This window comes from Limisphaerales bacterium, from assembly GCA_014382585.1.
In the GTDB taxonomy this organism is placed as follows: Bacteria; Verrucomicrobiota; Verrucomicrobiia; order Limisphaerales; family UBA1100; genus JACNJL01.
The window spans coordinates 67,742-84,415 of sequence record JACNJL010000030.1 but is presented as its reverse complement, the minus strand read 5'-3'; the positions used below and the strand labels follow the sequence as shown (position 1 = coordinate 84,415).

Below are 16,674 nucleotides of genomic sequence, written 5' to 3'. Positions count from 1 at the left end.
ATGAGTTTCATCGCCACCAAGACTTCACTGAACCGCCGCGCCTTTCTGAGAGGCACCGGCGCCTCTGTGGCCCTTCCCTTTCTGAGCGCCATGATGCCCGCCTTTGCCAAGGCCGCCGCCGCGCCGAAACGGTTTGTGGCAATGAATGCCGGGCTCGGCTTTCACGCGCCTAACTTTATCCCCACTGAGGCCGGGGCAAACTACAAAGCGCCGGTGTACCTGCAAAAGCTGGAGAAGCACCGGAAGGAGTTCACCGTGTTCTCCGGCTTGTCGCATCCGAACTCCAACGGCGCCAACGGGCACACCAGCGAACTGACCTGGCTCACCAGCTCGCCTCGCCCGGGCTTGGCCGGGTTTAAGAACACCATCTCGCTGGATCAATTGATGGCCCGCCACGTCGGCGCGGCCACGCGGTTCCCCTCGATGACCATCGGTGCGCGCGGCTCGTCGTTGTCGTGGACGGCCAATGGCGTGCAGATCCCCGCGCAGACGCATCCGGCCAAAATTTTTCGCCAGTTGTTTGTGGACGGCACCGAGCAGGAAGTGGCTGAGGAACTGAAAAACCTCGAGCGCGGCCGCAGCATTCTCGACACCGTGCTGGACGACGCCAAGCTGCTCAGCATTTCCCTCGGCGCGCGCGACCGTGAGAAGCTGGATGAATATTTCACCTCCGTGCGCGAGCTGGAGATTCGGCTGCAGCAAAACAAGGAATGGGCCAAACGCCCCAAGCCGAAGATCAACTACAAAGAACCGCAGGACGTCGCCGACCGCAACGACATCCTCGCCAAGCAACGTCTGTTGAACGACCTCACCCTGCTGGCGTTACAGACCGATTCCACGCGCGTGATCGCCTATTCCCTCGGCGGCATGAACGCCGTGCCCAGCAACATTCCCGGCGTCCGCACCGACTGGCACATGCTCTCCCACCACGGCCGCGATGAGCAAAAGATCGAGGAGCTTACCCGCATCGAGGCGGCCGAGTTTTCGGTGTTCAGCGAATTTCTCACCAAGCTCAAGAACGTGAAGGAAGCCGGCGGCCATCTACTCGACCACACCGCCGTCCTGTTTGGCTCCAACCTCGGCAACGCCTCCTCTCACAGCTGGCACAACCTACCCATTCTGCTTGCCGGTGGTGGTTACAAACACGGCCACCATGCCGCCCACGATCCGGACAACAACACGCCCTTCGCCAACCTCTTCGTCCCCCTTGCCCAACGCATGGGTGTGGAGATTGATCAGTTCGGTAGCAGCACGAAGAGCACCCTCCACGGGCTGGAAAGTTGAAGTCGCGCGTTGCTCAACTGCTGGGGGTACTGATCATTTGGGCCGCGTCCTTGGCCGCGGAACCATCTCGGCCCGCTTTACCCAACATCGTCCTGATGATGGCCGACGACATGGGGATCGGCGATACGAGCGCGTATCTTGGCGTCCGCATGGGACCGAAGGCGGAGCCGATTGCACTCACGCAACGCACGCCGCAACTCAAGGCGTTCGCCCAGCAGGCGGTGGTGTTTAATAATGCCTACGCGCCGGCCTCCATGTGTTCCTCCACGCGGTACGCACTGTTGACCGGCCGCTTTGCTCACCGCGCATATCTCAAGCAACAGGGCTGGTTGCCGCACGGGCCCAATACGCCGATGATCCAGCGCGCGCTCAGCACATTGCCGGAGATGCTACAGACGCGCGGCTATCGCACGGCGGCCATTGGCAAATATCATGTGGGCATGGCATTCGATAACGGCACGGGCAAGCCGGCCACCGATTATTATTACGAGGATGTCGACTTCACGCGCCCCGTGCTCGATGGCCCGACGCATCATGGCTTCGATGAATTCTTTGGCGTGCCCGGCAACACCGAGGATTCGCTCGACACCGAGCCGCGCATTTACATTCGCAACGATCGCTGGACCTATACCGACCGCGACCGGATGCGCCGGATTGGGTTCAAGCACCGCGAGCGCCGCATTTTCGCCGCGCCGGATTGGGATCTTGCCCAGATTGGCCCCGTTTACCTGCGCGAAGCCCAGGCCTTTCTCCAACGCCAAGCCCGCGCCAAGGAACCGTTTTTCCTCTACTACGTTCCCAACGCGAACCACTACCAGCGCAATGAGAAAGACGGCGATTATGCCGTGCCCAAAACCATCGATGGCGAGGCGGTGAAAGGCGTCAGCCGATGGAACGACGGCACACCTGCCGGCGATCGGGGCGACATGATTCTGGAAAACGACATCGCCTTCGGCAAACTGCTGGAAACTTTGCGCGACACCGAGGATCCGCGCTGGCCGGGTCATCGGTTGATCGAAAACACGCTCATCATTTTCACCAGCGACAACGGCCCCAACGTCGGCGACAATCTCGGCCGCAACCGCGAGAGCGGCGGGCTGCGCGGCAAGAAAGCCAAGCTCTGGGAAGGCGGTATTCGCGTGCCGTTTCTGGTGTACTGGAAAGATAAAATCGAGGGCGGGACACTCAATGAATCCATCGTTTCCCTCACCGACCTCTACGCAACGCTGGCCACCATAACCGGCCATCAACTCGCCTCGCACGAGGCGCAGGACAGCCACGATTGTCTCGCGTACTGGACCGCTAAAACCCCCAAGCCGGACTTGCGACCGCGCGTATTCTTCTGCCACCTCGGCCCGCCGTTCTCCAACGATACGCTCGTCATTCGCAAAGGCTCGCACAAACTGCTCGTGGAAGGCGGCCTCGCCCTGCCGTCCATTCGCGACAGCCATCTGGGCGCCGCCGTTCCGCGCGCGTTTTATGATCTGGAGCAAAACCTTTACGAAGACGACGAGGTTGAGACCAATACCATCTTGGCCAAGCAACTGGCCGCCGAGCTATTAGAAATCCACAATCGCGGTCACGCGCGCGATTTGAATTTGAAGCCGGGTCCCGCCCTCATCCAAACTGAAGGCTGGCACAATCTGCGCAACGATGTCACCGGCGAGATTGGTTTTGAATTCACGCTAACCGCCAAGGCAAAGCGCGTCACCCATCTCGGCCTGTGGGATGACCATGATCGCGATCAACCCATCCGACCCGCCCGCGCCATCCCCGACGAAACCCAGCGCGACCAACCCAGCCTACCGGATCCCAATGGCAAACGGCGCGGCCTCAAAACCGCCCACACCATTCGCCTCGTGGCGATGGACACCACGCCGCCCACCGAGATCGCCCGTGTCACTGTGCCCGAGGGAACCAAGGCCGAGCTCGACGGCGCCTTCCGCTACATTGCCCTCCCCAAGCCAATTGCCCTCCAACCCAAGCAACGCTACGCCCTGCTCGCCACCACCCGTGCCGGCGATGGCGATCAGTTTAAATCCCCGGACGCCTTCGACGGTCTCTCGCCGCTCGTTCATCCACACATTAACATCATCCGCAGCCTCCTGATTCGCGACAGTCACCTCACCCGGCCCCAGTCCATCCCCGCCTTTTCCGATCTCTCCCCCGACCACAGCCGCCACCGCCTGCCTGTTGGTCCGACGCTGAAATTTCGGGCGCCGTAGCTTGACGCATTGACGTTCAAGACCAATTGCATTACATTGTCTTGCATGAATTCATTGACCATTCGTTTGCCCGAAGAACTGCGTGAAGATTTGGATGCGATCAGCCGGGAGCAAAGTAAGCCCGTTAGCGACTTGGTGCGGGACTCGTTGCGGCGATATGTGGCGGTGGAAAAATTTCGCATGCTCCGGAGGAAGACATTGCCCTTTGCCGAGGCGCAGGGGTTTCTGACGGATGAGGATGTCTTTAAGGCCATCTCGTGAAGGTGGTGCTTGATGCCAATGTCATCGTGGCGGCCTTCGCCACGCATGGCTTGTGCGCAGCGGTGGTGGAGGTATGTTTGGATGCGCATGAAGTTTACCTGAGCAACGCGCTGGCGAACGAGGTGCGCACAAACCTGCGCCGCAAGATCAAGCTACCGGAAGAAACCGTGGCGGCGATTGATGAGTTGTTTCAGGAAAACGCCCGCTTCCATAAACCCGCCAAAGTGCCTGCGGAGGAATGCCGTGATCCAAAGGATCTGCATGTGCTTGGATTGGCCCGTGCGGCCGACGCGGATTGCATCGTGACGGGGGACAAAGATTTGCTGGAATTGAAGACGTATGGCCGCTGCGCAATTCTCACGCCGCGGCAGTTTTCGGAAACGCTCCGCCGGCAAAAGGGCCAAAGCTGAGCACGAAAGATTGCCTCCGCATCAGTCTGCCCGTAGGGTGCCCGCTCATTCCCGACTGATGAAGACGAAGATTTCTTTGCTCGTGATGCTGAGCCTTGGCTTGGTGTTTGAAACTCCGGCGCAACCGGCCAATGGCCTGCGTGATGGCTTGCCCACCGCCAGCAAATGATCCGCTACTACACCCTCAACAACGCCTGGCTCATGCGCGCCGAAAAGGAAATCGGCTCCCTCGAGCCCGGCAAACGCGCCGACTTCATCATCCTCGACCGCAACCTCCTCACCTGCAAAACCGACGACGTCAAAACCACCCAAGTCCTTTCAACCTGGCTGGATGGGAAACAGGTGAAATTGCCTACCAATTAATCACAGGCTTGCGGTTTGGCTGAGGGCACGGTTTCCTTTGGGCATGCGCTTTTTTTTCCTTTTGGCAGCCTTGTGGGCGGTCACGATTAACGCGGCTGATCGGCCGAATATTATCCTGCTGATGGGCGATGATCATGGTTGGGCGGAGACAGGGTACAACGGGCATCCGCATCTCAAAACGCCGGTGATGGATGAGATGGCGCGGACGGGGCTGCGGCTGGATCATTTTTATGCGGGGCATCCTTCGTGTTCGCCCACGCGCGGGAGTGTGCTCACCGGTCGGCATCCCAATCGCTACGGCACCTTTGCGCCGGGCTATTCGCTGCGGCCGCAGGAAATCACCATCGCGCATCTGCTGGCCAAGGCCGGATATCGTTGCGGACATTTTGGGAAATGGCATGTGGGGCCGGTAAAGAAAAGTTCACCCACCAACCCGCGCGCGATGGGGTTTCATGACTATGTGTCGCACGATAATTTTTATGAGATGGACCCGCCCTTCTCGCGCAATGGCGGTCCGCCTGTCGTCATCAAAGGCGAAGGCTCGGAGGTGACGATTGATGAGACAATCCGATTCATTGAAGACGCGAAGCAACGCGAGCGACCGTTTCTAGCCGTGGTCTGGTTCGGTTCGCCGCATGAACCGTACAGTGGATTACCGAAAGATCTCGCCCTGTACGACAACCTGCCCAAGGAATATGCCGAGCGCACGGTGAGCCTCACCTCCAATGAAACCGGTCGACGGACGAAACGGCCCTTGCGCGAGGTGTTGCGCGAGCGGTACGCGGAGATTACGGCGATGGATCGCGCGATCGGCCAGTTGCGTACGCGCCTGACGGAGCTGAACCTACGCGAGAATACGGTGCTGTGGTACTGCGGCGACAACGGCAGCCCGCCCAGCTACGGCCGGGTGGTGACGCCGTTCCGCAAGGAGAAAGGGCACGTGTACGAGGGCGGTATCCGCGTGCCCGGGCTCATTGAGTGGCCGGCGAAAATCAAGCAAGGCCGCATCAGCAAGGTGAACGGCGTGACCAGCGACATGTTGCCCACCCTGTGCGCGTGGGCCGGCGTGAAGCTGCCGGAGCAACCGCTGGACGGCATCAGCCTCGCGCCGTTGATAGAAGGCAAGATGAAGACGCGCCCTCAGCCGATCGGTTTCTGGAGCTACAGCGCCCGCCGCGCCACACGCAATGGCGCCAAGCCCTACTTCACCGCCGAACAACAACGCGGCACCACGCCTCTCGTGAAGTTGGCGGGCGACATTCCCACACGCAATTTTCGCAACTACCATCAACCGCCCATTGAAGAGGCCGACTACACCGCCGGCCCGCGCGTGTGGCTGGATAACCGCCACAAGCTCGTCCTGACCGGTTCCAAACCCGAGCTGTACGATCTGCAGACCGATCCCGCCGAGGAAACAAACATTGCGGAGCAACACCCTAAACTCACCCAACAGCTCTCCCGCGAACTACGCACCTGGCAAGCCTCCGTGCTCAACAGCCTGCGCGAACAGGATTATCCCAAAAAGTAAACGATGACTCGAATGCCTCACACGACCATTCTATTCAGTCTCGCACTGGCGTGGACTGCCTTGGCAGATCAACGCCCGAATGTGCTGTTCTGTTTCTCCGATGATTGGGGACGTTACGCGAGCATCTATCGGGATGAGGCGCGGCCGGGAATGAATGACGTGATCCATACCCCAACGCTGGATGCGATTGGCCGGAGTGGAGTGGTGTTCAACAATGCCTTCGTCAGTGCGCCGAGCTGCACCCCGAGCCGGGCCGCCGTGGTAACAGGGATGCCGTTCTATCGGTGCGGCTCCAACGCCTTTTTGCGCAGTCGCGAGTATGGCCCGGCCCATGATCCGTATAAGGCCCTGCCCGGCTTCTCGGAGTTGCTGGTGAAGAACGGCTATCACGTCATGCACTGGGGCAAGACGACCAACAAGAACGCCGGTCGACGAGACCGCCACCTTGAGCTGCCCATCAACCATTTCTCACAGGCCGTATCCGCGGCGAACGATCCGCAGGCGCGTAAGCGAGAGATCTTTTCATTCGTCCGGGCCAACTTCCGAAAATTCCTCGACAACAATGCGGACGACAAGCCGTTCTTCTACTGGTTCGGCCCTCACAATTTGCACCGCCAATGGACACGCGGTTCTGCCAAGGCCATCTGGGGGCTGGACCCCGATTCGCTCAAGGGTAAGGTGCCGGCCTTCCTGCCGGACGTGCCCGAGGTGCGGGAAGATCTCGCCGACTATCTGGGCGAAGCGCTGGCGTGGGACGGCATGGTCCATGAGCTGATTGCCGAGCTGAAAGCGCGGGGCGAATTCGACAACACACTGGTCATCGTTTCCGGCGATCACGGCATGCCCGGTATGCCGCGTGGCAAATGCAACCTGCACGACTTCGGCTCCAGTGTCTCCCTGCTCGTCAGCTGGCCGGATCAGGTTAAACCCGGCCGGCGCGTGGACGATTTCGTAAGCCTGATGGACATCGCGCCCACTGTACTGGAAGCCACTAACTCGAAACGGCCGGACCACATGATTGCCCGGAGTTTCATGCCGTTGCTGAAGTCGGCCAAGAGCGGCGTCATCGATACCACGCGGGACCACGTCATCATCGGCCGCGAACGCCACGTGGGCGAAGCACGGCGGGACCGCGCCCCGTACCCCTCGCGCGCCATTCGCACAGCCGACTTTCTGCTGATCCGGAACTTCAAACCGGACCGCATGCCAATGGGCGAGGTCTTCAAGCCCGAAGCCACCGTCGAGCACTTGTTGCAGGACCATTACCTCGCCTATCCGGACATGGACGCGAGCCCCACAAAGGTCTTTCTGATGACTCACCGCGACGCCTACACGAAGCACTTCGACATCGCCTTCTCCCCCCGACCGGAATTTGAGCTGTACGACCTGAAGCGCGACCCCGACCAGATCCAAAACGTCGCCGCGGATCCGCAATATGCAACGACATTGCGCGTGCTTACGAAACGCATGATGAACACCTTGCGCGAGACGGGTGATCCCCGCGTGATCGGCGACGGCGGCACCTTCGATCGCAAACCGTACGTCGATCCCACGTTCGTCCCGCCGCCGAAAAAGCGGAAAGTCCTGAAATTCTAACATCAACCGGAAGACCTAATGCTATGAAGCCATTCCCAATCGCCATTCTCATGCTGTCCGTTGCGTTCAGCATCACCTCACAGGATGCCCGCGGCGGTGAGCTGCGTCTGACGGAGACCGCCGACACAATTCGCATCACCCTGCGAGGAAAACCGGTTCTCCAGTACATTAAAAAAGCGCAACCCGTTCCTGATGGACTGCCAAAATACTTTCGCCGAAGCGGTTACATTCATCCCGTCTACACGCCGACGGGACAGGAACTCACCGGCGATTATCCCGCGGATCATGCCCATCAGCACGCGTTGTTTTTTGCTTGGACGAAGAGCGGCTACAACGGTCGGAACGTCGACTTCTGGAATCAGGCGAAGGATCTCGGGAGAATCGAATTTCGTGAGGTGATGGACTTGAAGCGAGAGGAGCAATGGGTCGCCTTCAGCGTCAAACACGCGTTCAAAGTGAAGACCGGTGAAAAGTGGGTCGATGTGCTCCACGAGGTCTGGACTGTCACCGTCCACCAAACCCCGGCTGACCACTTTCTCTTCGACATCGCCAGCGTCCAGCAATGCGTCACAGACAAACCCTTGAGCCTCGCCAAATACCACTACGGCGGCATGGCGATCCGCGGCAACTATCAGTGGTTAAAGGAAAAGGAAGATCACAGCATCAAGCCGGGCGATGTGCAGTACCTTACAAGCGAAGGCAAAGACCGCTGGAAAGGCAATCACACTCGCCCCAACTGGGTCGCCTTCTCCGGGAAGATCGACGGCCAGGAGGTGTCGGCCGCCGTCTTTTGCAGTCCGAAAAACTTCCGTGCGCCACAACATGTGCGCATCCATCCGAACAAACCCTACTTCTGCTTCGCTCCCATGGTGGAAGGCCCGTTCAAGATCGCTCCGGGTAAGAAATACGTTTCACGCTATCGCTATCTGGTGACGTCCAAAGCGGTCAACTCAAAGATCATCAACGAACACTGGCGGCGATATGCCAAGGGCGGTGAGTAAGGCTACGAAACGAAAACGACCACCATGAATCGAATCATATTGATATTTTTTCTCTTGCTTAATGCCGTCGTGTTTTCGCACGTTCGCGCAGAAGAGACTGAGACGGGACGAAAGCCGAACATCGTTGTCTTTATGACGGACGATCAGGGCTACGGCGATCTGGGTTGCTTTGGCTCCGATTCCCTCAAGACACCGAACATCGACCGACTGTGCCGGCAGGGCATGAAGTTCACCGATTTCTATGTGCATCAGCGTTGCTCGCCGACTCGTCTGGCATTGATGACCGGCTCGCACGCCCACCGCGCGGGTTGCACCAAAGTCATTTACAACAAAGACCGCATTGGAATTCACGCGGACGAAGTGACGACGCCGGAGCTACTGAAAACCGCTGGCTACGCAACGGGAATGGTGGGCAAGTGGCATCTCGGCGAATGGGACGCGTTTAATCCTACTCGTCACGGCTTCGACTTCTTTTACGGATTCATGATCGATCTCGATCAGGGCACGGGGATTTATCGGAACCTGAAACGAGTCGAATCGATCAAGCGGAAAACCGACGGGGAATATTCGCCGAAACTGCTCGACGCCGCGATTGGCTTCATTAAGGAGAACAAGGAACGCCCGTTCTTTCTCTACTACGCATCTCCGTTGCCGCACACGCCATGGATTCCGAACGAGCGATTCAAGGGGACTTCCAAACGCGGGACTTACGGTGACGTGATTCGCGAAGTCGACTGGCAGGTCGGTGAACTCATGAAAGCTCTCGACGAGCAGGGCGTCGCTGAGAAGACGCTGTTCGTCTTCGCGTCGGACAACGGCCCGGTGCTCGGTATTAACGGCGGCGATGCCGGCCCGTATCGCGACGGCAAATGGACGGACTTTGAGGGCGGCATTCGTGTGCCGTGTATCATGCGCTGGCCGGGGGTAATTGAGCCCGGTTCGCGGAACAGTCAGATCACCGCGATCATTGATCTGCTGCCGACGTTTTGTGCGATCACCGGAGTCGACCCGCCGGGCGACCGTGTCATCGACGGCCGAAACATTCTGCCGTACATGAAGGGCGAGAAAGTTGAGAAGCCGATTCACGAATCATTCATCGTGCCCGGCTCGGTGATTCGGCACGGGCACTGGAAGCTGCTTGTTCGAGACCTGAAGCCGGGCGGCAAGAGCGGTCGCGAGGGAAAACGTCCATCAACTCCCGCAGGATCACTTTTTAACCTGAAGGCCGACCCCGGCGAGACTCGCGACCTCTCAGCCGACCATCCCGAAATTGTTGCAGACCTGCGACGCCGGATGGACACTGCGGTCAGGGAACTCAAAGCCAACAGCCGACCGATTGGCAGACTCCCGAGTTTGCCAGTTCCAGCAACAAAGAAAAACAGTAAGCAAAGGGACAGACAGTAGATGCGTTTCACACTCGTATTATCAATCTTCGCCAGCGCGATCATATCGCTATCTACGCATTCGGCCTGCGCAGCGCCGCCGCCGGACAAGCCGATGAACGTGCTGTTGCTGATCGTCGACGATCTCAATACTTGGTTGCTCGAAGATCCAAAGCGTTACGCGGGCAAGGTCGTCGCGCCGAACATTCAGCGGTTGGCGAAACAGGGCGTGCTGTTTCACAATGCTTACACGGCCAGTCCGGTTTGCTCGCCTTCCCGAACGGCGTTCCTTTCCGGGGTCGCGCCTTGGAAATCCGGCGTGTCCCGTAACGGAGTTAAGGTCGGCGACAGCAAAGTGCTGCATGGTCTTCCGTCCTTGTTCAGGACGTTTCAGGATGAGGGCTACTGGATCGCCAAGTTTGGCAAGGTATCGCACGGATACGACACCGGCGTGCAGTACGAAGCGTCAATGAACCACAAGCGAACTCCGCCGCCGCCGGGCGCTCCGCTCAACGGCATCGCTCGCAGCGCAAGCGGAAAGCTCACCGAGCGCGACTGGGGGGCGACGCATCTCGACGAAGACCAGATGAGCGACAAGCGATTGGCTGACGCCGCCATCGAAGCGATCCAGCGAGAGCACGACAAACCGTTCTTCATCTCATGCGGTCTCTTCCATCCGCATTATCCGTGGTACGTCCCTCAAAAATACCTCGATATGTATCCGCTTGGTGAGATCAAGATGCCGCCAATCAAGGCAGACGACCTGAGCGACATTCCCACCTATGGCCAGCAGTTCGTCAACCTCGGCTGGGATGAGAAGATTCAGGACAAGGGACTCGTGCGCGAGGCAATCCGAGGGTATCTGGCAAGCGTCACGTTTTCCGACGCTCACATGGGGCGAGTCATCAAGGCGCTCGATGAAAGCCCGCACCGGGACAACACCATCGTCGTGCTAATCAGCGACCACGGTTTTCATCTCGGCGAGAAACAGCAATGGACGAAGGGGACGCTGTGGGAAGAAGCCACGGACAGCGTGATGATGTGGCGCGTGCCGGGAGTGACTCAGCCGGATCAAATCTGCACGCGGCCGGTTTCGTTGCTCGATATCTACCCGACGCTCGTGGATCTGAACCGCATCGAAAAACCAATCCACCTGGACGGCCACTCGCTGCTGCCTTTGTTGAAAGATGTACAAGCTCCGCGGCCTCAACCAGCCATCACGGTCTATGACGGTCACATGTCCGTTCGCACTCAATCCGCTCGGTTCATCCGCTACTGGGACGGTGCGACGGAACTGTATGACCGCAGCAGGGATCCTCACGAATGGAGGAATCAGACGAACAACCCACAATTCGCCGCGCTGAAAACGAAACTCGCGGGCCTGCTTCCCCCGAAAGAAGAGGTTGTCGAACCGCTGCCGAGCCGGCAGGCGGGGGCAGTCAATTCAACGCCCAAAACGCTAAAGCCTAAACGCGAAAAAAAGAAGCCCAGTCGCAATGAAGGCTCGAATTCAAAATGAAACGATTCAGCCAGGATGAGCTGCCGTCTTACCTGTGGCATTTCATTTGCTTCTGGTTTTCATCTGCAACACCGTACCCGCTGAACAAAACCGACAGCAAGGGCTACGACGTCGCTACCCGTCGCGTCGGCCCGAGCGACCTTGCCGCCACCGTTTTCCAACACCTCGCCATCGATCTCAATTCCCACTGGACCAACGCGCAAGGCCGCCCCATCCCCAACACACCGCCAAGGAAGCCCGCGCCATGGTCGATACCATCCTGTTCCTTAACCAATTGAAAAAGTAACCCAACCTCATGCACCGCCATCCCCTCCTCACCCCACTGTTTCTCCTCCTCTTCATCACCCTCCCCCTCCGGGCCGATGGCCTGCGGGTGGGCACGGCGGTGGTGGATATTTCGCCGACGGTGAAACCGTTCCAGTTGCGCTCGGGCAAATCGACTTACGTGCACGATTCCTTGCATGTGCGGGCGGTGGCATTTGAAAACGGTCAGGGCCGCGCGGTGATTGCCGTGATGGACGCCATCGGCGTGGGCCGCGAGATGTGCGACGAAGCCAAGGCCGCCACCGCCAAGGTCACCGGTTGGAAGCCCGAGCACATGCTCATCGCCGGCACGCACACGCACACCGCGCCCAAAGGCGGCGACACCTTGCCCGGACGGATCGCTTATGAAAAAACCCGGCGCGAGGGACTGCGCAAGGCTCTAATACAAGCCATCCAATCATTGGAACCGGCGAAGGTCGGCTTCGGCTCCGCCGAGGAAGCCAGCGAGGTGTACAACCGCCGCTGGTATCTCAAGCCCGGCCGAATGGATCCCAATCCTTGGGGGCTCCAGGATAAGGTGCGCATGAACCCGCCGCGCGATGCGATTGTAAAACCGGCCGGACCGATTGATCCCGAACTGTGTGTGATCTACGCCCGCACGCGCCGCGGTAAACCGCTGGGGTTGATCGCCAACTATGCCCTGCATTACGTTGGCGGCATTCCGCGCGTCACCGAACAGGATGGCCGCGTGGTCGGCATGGCGTCAGCCGATTACTTCGGGGAATTTGCCCGCATCATGCCGCACCGTGTCGGCGGCCTGAATCCGCCCGACAACTTCGTAGCCATGATGAGCAACGGCGCCTCGGGCGACATCAACAACATCGACTTCGACAGCAAACGCCCGCCCCGCGCGCCCTTCGAGCAAGTGCGCGTGGTCGCCACCAAGACCGCCACCGCCGCCTGGCGTGCCGTGAAAGACATTGAGACCTATCACGACACCCCCATCATCGCCATGCGCCAGCGCGAGGTGGAACTGCGTTACCGCGTTCCCACGGATACCGAGGTGGCTCGCGCCCGCAAGATTCTTGCGCTGCCGGCCAAGGAACGCGCGGAGCTTCACAGCAAGGCCAGTTCCTACGCCGCGCACACAATGCGATTCGCCGAACCGGACGCCCCGCGCACGGAGAAAGTCATCATTCAGGCCATCCGCATCGGCGACCAAGCCATTGTCTCCATGCCCTTCGAAGTGCTGGTGGAGATTGGTTTGGAAATCAAAGACAAGAGCCCCTTCCCGCACACGTTTCTCATCGAACTGGCCAACGGCGGCTACGGCTATCTCCCGCCGCCCAACCAACACGAACTGGGCGGCTACGAAACCTGGCTCGGCACTTCCCGTTTCCTCCCCAACGCTTCCCCCCTCCTCACGCGCAACTTATTGGAGATGCTCAAGGAGCTCACGCAACAAACCGCCCGCTAAACGCCGGCGACCGGTTAGCGCTGTTCGATCCGGTAGAGATGCGTGCCGCTACGCAGAAAGAGCGCGCCATCGGCCACGGCCGGGGTGGCCTTGAAAATGCCGTCGAGCTTGTTCTTGGCCAGCACATTGAAATTGCGGCCGGCGGCGAGGACGGTGGTTTGGCCCTCGCGATTGACGAAGTAGAGCTTGCCGTTGATTTCCGTGGGGGACGCGTCGTGATTACCGCCGAGCCGTTCGCGCCAGAGCTCCTTGCCAGTGAGTGCATCAAGGCAGCCCGCCACGCTACCATCGTGCACGGCAAAGATTTCCTTACCGACCAAGAGCGGTGACGGCACGTGGCCGATGCCGGTGGAGAACTGCCACACGCGTTGGCGTTCGTTGAGCTCGCCCTGACCGGGTTTCACAGCAAAGATGCTAAAGTGATCCTGCCGAATGGAGCCGACGACATAAAACAGATCGTTGCCGTACGAAGGTCGGCCGACGATGGAGAAGCCGTGGTAAGGAAACCACCACAGTTCCTTGCCGGTGGCCGGATCAAAGGCCGCGGAATGAAACGCGCCGGACACAATCATCTGCGGTTTGCCGCCGATGGACTGCACCAGCGGCGTAGAGTACGCCATCTTGTTGATCTTCCGCCGTCCCGGATGCGTTTCCTTGGCCGAGGCCTCCAGGTGCGCGCGGGATTGGTGCCACTTCACCTTGCCGGTGCGCTTGTCGAGCGCGGTAATGAATTGATGATCAATGCCGTCACAGGTGAGAATCAATAAATCCTCGTACAAGATTGGCGAACTGGCCGCGCCCTGAATGACGTTGTATTTGAGGTCCGTCTTCTTCCAAAGCACCTTGCCCCCGGTATCGAGACAGACTGTGCCGCGCGGGCCGAAATGCACATAAACCCGTTCGCCATCGAGCACCGGCGTGGGTGAGGCGAAGCCGTTGAATCGATGCTTGGGCCCGGGATCCGTGGTGGTTAACACCTTCACATCGTGCAGCAGCTTGCCCGTTTTGAGGTCAAGACAAACGGCATGCAGCGACTTGCCGCCCGCGTGCGAACTGGTCATCCAAATCTGTCCCGCACCAATCACCGGCGACGACCAACCCTCGCCCGGTACCGGCATCTTCCAAGTCACGTTCTTGGATTCACTCCATTCGATCGGAATATTTTTCGCGGACGAATGCCCCTGCCCATCCGGTCCGCGGAACTGCGGCCAAGGAAGGGAGGCAGCGGAGAGGTGAGCGGTCGTAAGGAGAAAAGCAAAAAAGTGATTCATGGAATGAATGTGTTCGGGAAAAATTACGGGGGCAGTTGAACGGCGGCAAAACAAATTTACCTTCTTTTTTCCCGCCGAAGAATGCGCCAACGGCGCGTTTCATATCAGCCTTGGGCAACGCCCAAGGAAATTGTGGGTGGGTTAAATGAGCCTTGAAAGGGCGGCACATTCGCACGGTGGTTTGTTTAGCCCTTTCAGGGCTCCCTAATTTTGTGGCGCCAATAACCTAGGGCGTTGCCCTAGGCTAATATGATGCCGCCCCTTTGGGGCTGCTGCACACGGATGACTGACTTCTGATTGCTGGATTATTTCCTATTCCCTTCCTTACTTCGTCTTCGGAATCACGGCGATGCCGTATTTTTTGGTCGACCGGAAATAGCCGAGCTTCTGGTCGGCATCATCCGTCACCACCCAGGTCGCATTCACGTAGGTGTTTTGTTCGCGCTTGGCGCCGGGCTTGATGGTGCCGTAGTAGCGCAGACCGCCGCCGTAGGGTACCCAGTGCACCTTCACGGTTTTGTCGGATTTATTTTCAAACTCAATCGTCGTGCCGCCGCCCGGCGTGGAGTTGGGCGGCGCGGCCGGGCCGATTGGATTCCATTTCAACACCTGCGGTGCGCCCAACCATCGTTCAGTGCGGAAGGGTCCGGCCGGGAGCCCGTCTTTATTGTACAGGTTCGCCTTGTCCGGGTTCATGGCGAAGGCATAGCGCACGCCGGCGGGATTCGGAACCTTGGGCGAATGCACCACCACCGTGTCGCCATCGATGGTCGCCTCGGCCCAATGCCATTGCTGGTCCTTGCCGGCGATGGCGAAATGCTCCAGCTTGCCGTCCTTCACCTCTTGCGTGGGCTCGAGCTTGACCTTCTTGCCGACCATCAAGCCCTTGCCGACGTTATCAAAATACAGGCGAATACGGTCGCCCTCGATCTTGAAGCGTTTGTACATCGGCCCGGCGGGCACGAGATCCTGGCGCTGGTACGTCTGGTGCAACGCCCATTGCGCGAGCCGACCGCCGACGTCCTGTTTGTTGCGCGGGTGAATGTCGCCGGGGTTATGCGCATCGGCCAGATCGATGGCGATGGCCATGCCGGTGTGCGAAATATCGAGCGCCTCGGTCTGCGCTTCGCGAATCTTTGCCCAACCATCGCCGCCCTCCGGATCGGGATTCGGCCGCTGGAAGTTTGCCAACTGCACCCAGTAAAACGCGAAGTCTTTGTTTTGAAACGCCTGCCGCCAACCGTTCACCAGCGCGTGTTTCTTGTGATAATAACTGAGCCCCTCGCCGCCATTGGATTCGCCCTGATACCAAATGCCGCCGCGCATCGCAAACGGCGTGAGTGGATGCACCATGGAATTGTAAATGGTCGCCGGCGTGCCGCCGCCCACGCGCGTGGTGGCCGTGTAGCCCTTCACTTGTTCAGCGAGATTTTCCAACTCGGGCACCGAGGCGAACCCCGCCTGCGTCGTCCACGGCTCAATGCGCGTGCCGCCCCAGTTCGAGCCGATCAAACCCACGGGCACTTTCAATTCGCGATGCAACCGCCGCCCGAAATAATACCCCACCGCACTGAAACCGGACGCCGTGTTCGGCTGGCACACCTGCCAACTGCCCGCGCCCTGATCGCGCGGCAACGGCGCCACCGTGTGGCCCGGCACATTGAAGAGCCGAATCTGCGAATGATTGGCCGCCTTGGTTTCCGCCGCCGCATTGGCCGACTGACTGATGCGCCATTCCATGTTCGATTGACCGGAGCAAATCCACACCTCGCCCACGAGGATGTTCTCCAGCGTCACCGTGTTGTTCCCCTTCACCACCAGCTTGGTCGGCTCTGCACTGGCCTTGAGCGGCGCGAGCTTGACCATCCATTTGCCATTCTCCGCTGTCGTCGTGGATTTTGTCTGGCCACCGAACGTGACCGTCACCTTTTCTCCCGCATCCGCCCAGCCCCACACCGGCACGGGCAAATCATGCTGCAACACCATCCCACTGCCCAACACATTCGGCAGCCGGACATCGGCAAGGGCAATATTGACGAGCGAAAGAAATACGAATCCACGAAGAAGAACATTCAGTTTCATAAGCGAGTGGC

At 59.3% G+C, this 16,674-nt stretch carries 14 protein-coding genes; 12 read left to right on the top strand and 2 right to left on the bottom strand.

Features of this window, described 5'->3' with window-relative positions; all coding sequences use genetic code 11:
• The 12 genes from H8E27_05710 (at position 1) to H8E27_05655 (ending at position 13,310) form a co-directional block, all read left to right on the top strand.
• Positions 1-1,284 (top strand): DUF1552 domain-containing protein, encoded by a 1,284-nt coding sequence (locus H8E27_05710; protein ID MBC8325103.1) that lies wholly within the window; start codon positions 1-3, stop codon positions 1,282-1,284.
• Between the two features lie 95 nt (positions 1,285-1,379).
• A complete protein-coding gene (locus H8E27_05705) occupies positions 1,380-3,509 on the top strand; it encodes a sulfatase-like hydrolase/transferase (GenBank protein MBC8325102.1) in 2,130 nt (709 codons plus the stop codon).
• Positions 3,510-3,554: 45 nt separating this feature from the next.
• Positions 3,555-3,770 carry a ribbon-helix-helix protein, CopG family gene (locus tag H8E27_05700; protein MBC8325101.1) on the top strand — a complete coding sequence of 72 codons (216 nt, stop codon included), beginning with the start codon at positions 3,555-3,557 and terminating at the stop codon, positions 3,768-3,770.
• Entirely contained in the window at positions 3,767-4,180 is a 414-nt protein-coding gene (locus H8E27_05695; protein ID MBC8325100.1) for a putative toxin-antitoxin system toxin component, PIN family, read from the top strand. The genes H8E27_05700 and H8E27_05695 overlap by 4 nt, the downstream gene beginning before the upstream one ends.
• Positions 4,181-4,345: 165 nt before the next feature.
• Entirely contained in the window at positions 4,346-4,543 is a 198-nt protein-coding gene (locus H8E27_05690; protein ID MBC8325099.1) for an amidohydrolase family protein, read from the top strand.
• Positions 4,544-4,586: 43 nt separating this feature from the next.
• On the top strand, positions 4,587-6,071 hold the full coding sequence (locus H8E27_05685; GenBank protein MBC8325098.1) for a sulfatase-like hydrolase/transferase: 1,485 nt from the start codon (positions 4,587-4,589) through the stop codon (positions 6,069-6,071).
• Between the two features lie 12 nt (positions 6,072-6,083).
• A complete protein-coding gene (locus H8E27_05680; GenBank protein MBC8325097.1) occupies positions 6,084-7,667 on the top strand; it encodes a sulfatase-like hydrolase/transferase in 1,584 nt (527 codons plus the stop codon).
• A gap of 23 nt (positions 7,668-7,690) precedes the next feature.
• Positions 7,691-8,668 carry a PmoA family protein gene (locus H8E27_05675; GenBank protein MBC8325096.1) on the top strand — a complete coding sequence of 326 codons (978 nt, stop codon included), beginning with the start codon at positions 7,691-7,693 and terminating at the stop codon, positions 8,666-8,668.
• A 24-nt stretch (positions 8,669-8,692) separates the two neighbouring features.
• Positions 8,693-10,072, top strand: coding sequence for a sulfatase-like hydrolase/transferase (locus tag H8E27_05670; protein ID MBC8325095.1), 1,380 nt, complete (start codon positions 8,693-8,695; stop codon positions 10,070-10,072).
• On the top strand, positions 10,073-11,569 hold the full coding sequence (locus H8E27_05665) for a sulfatase (GenBank protein MBC8325094.1): 1,497 nt from the start codon (positions 10,073-10,075) through the stop codon (positions 11,567-11,569).
• A complete protein-coding gene (locus H8E27_05660) occupies positions 11,566-11,847 on the top strand; it encodes a hypothetical protein (GenBank protein ID MBC8325093.1) in 282 nt (93 codons plus the stop codon). The genes H8E27_05665 and H8E27_05660 overlap by 4 nt, the downstream gene beginning before the upstream one ends.
• A gap of 17 nt (positions 11,848-11,864) precedes the next feature.
• Positions 11,865-13,310 carry a hypothetical protein gene (locus H8E27_05655; GenBank protein MBC8325092.1) on the top strand — a complete coding sequence of 482 codons (1,446 nt, stop codon included), beginning with the start codon at positions 11,865-11,867 and terminating at the stop codon, positions 13,308-13,310.
• Between the two features lie 14 nt (positions 13,311-13,324).
• On the opposite strand, the gene H8E27_05650 is transcribed toward H8E27_05655, so the two are convergent.
• The gene (locus H8E27_05650; GenBank protein ID MBC8325091.1) at positions 13,325-14,581 is read right to left on the bottom strand and encodes a PQQ-binding-like beta-propeller repeat protein; all 1,257 of its coding nucleotides are present in this window, start codon (positions 14,579-14,581) and stop codon (positions 13,325-13,327) included.
• 324 nt (positions 14,582-14,905) lie between these two features.
• Positions 14,906-16,663: a sialate O-acetylesterase gene (locus H8E27_05645; GenBank protein MBC8325090.1), complete on the bottom strand. Its 1,758-nt coding sequence runs from the start codon at positions 16,661-16,663 to the stop codon at positions 14,906-14,908.
• Positions 16,664-16,674 lie beyond the last annotated feature (11 nt).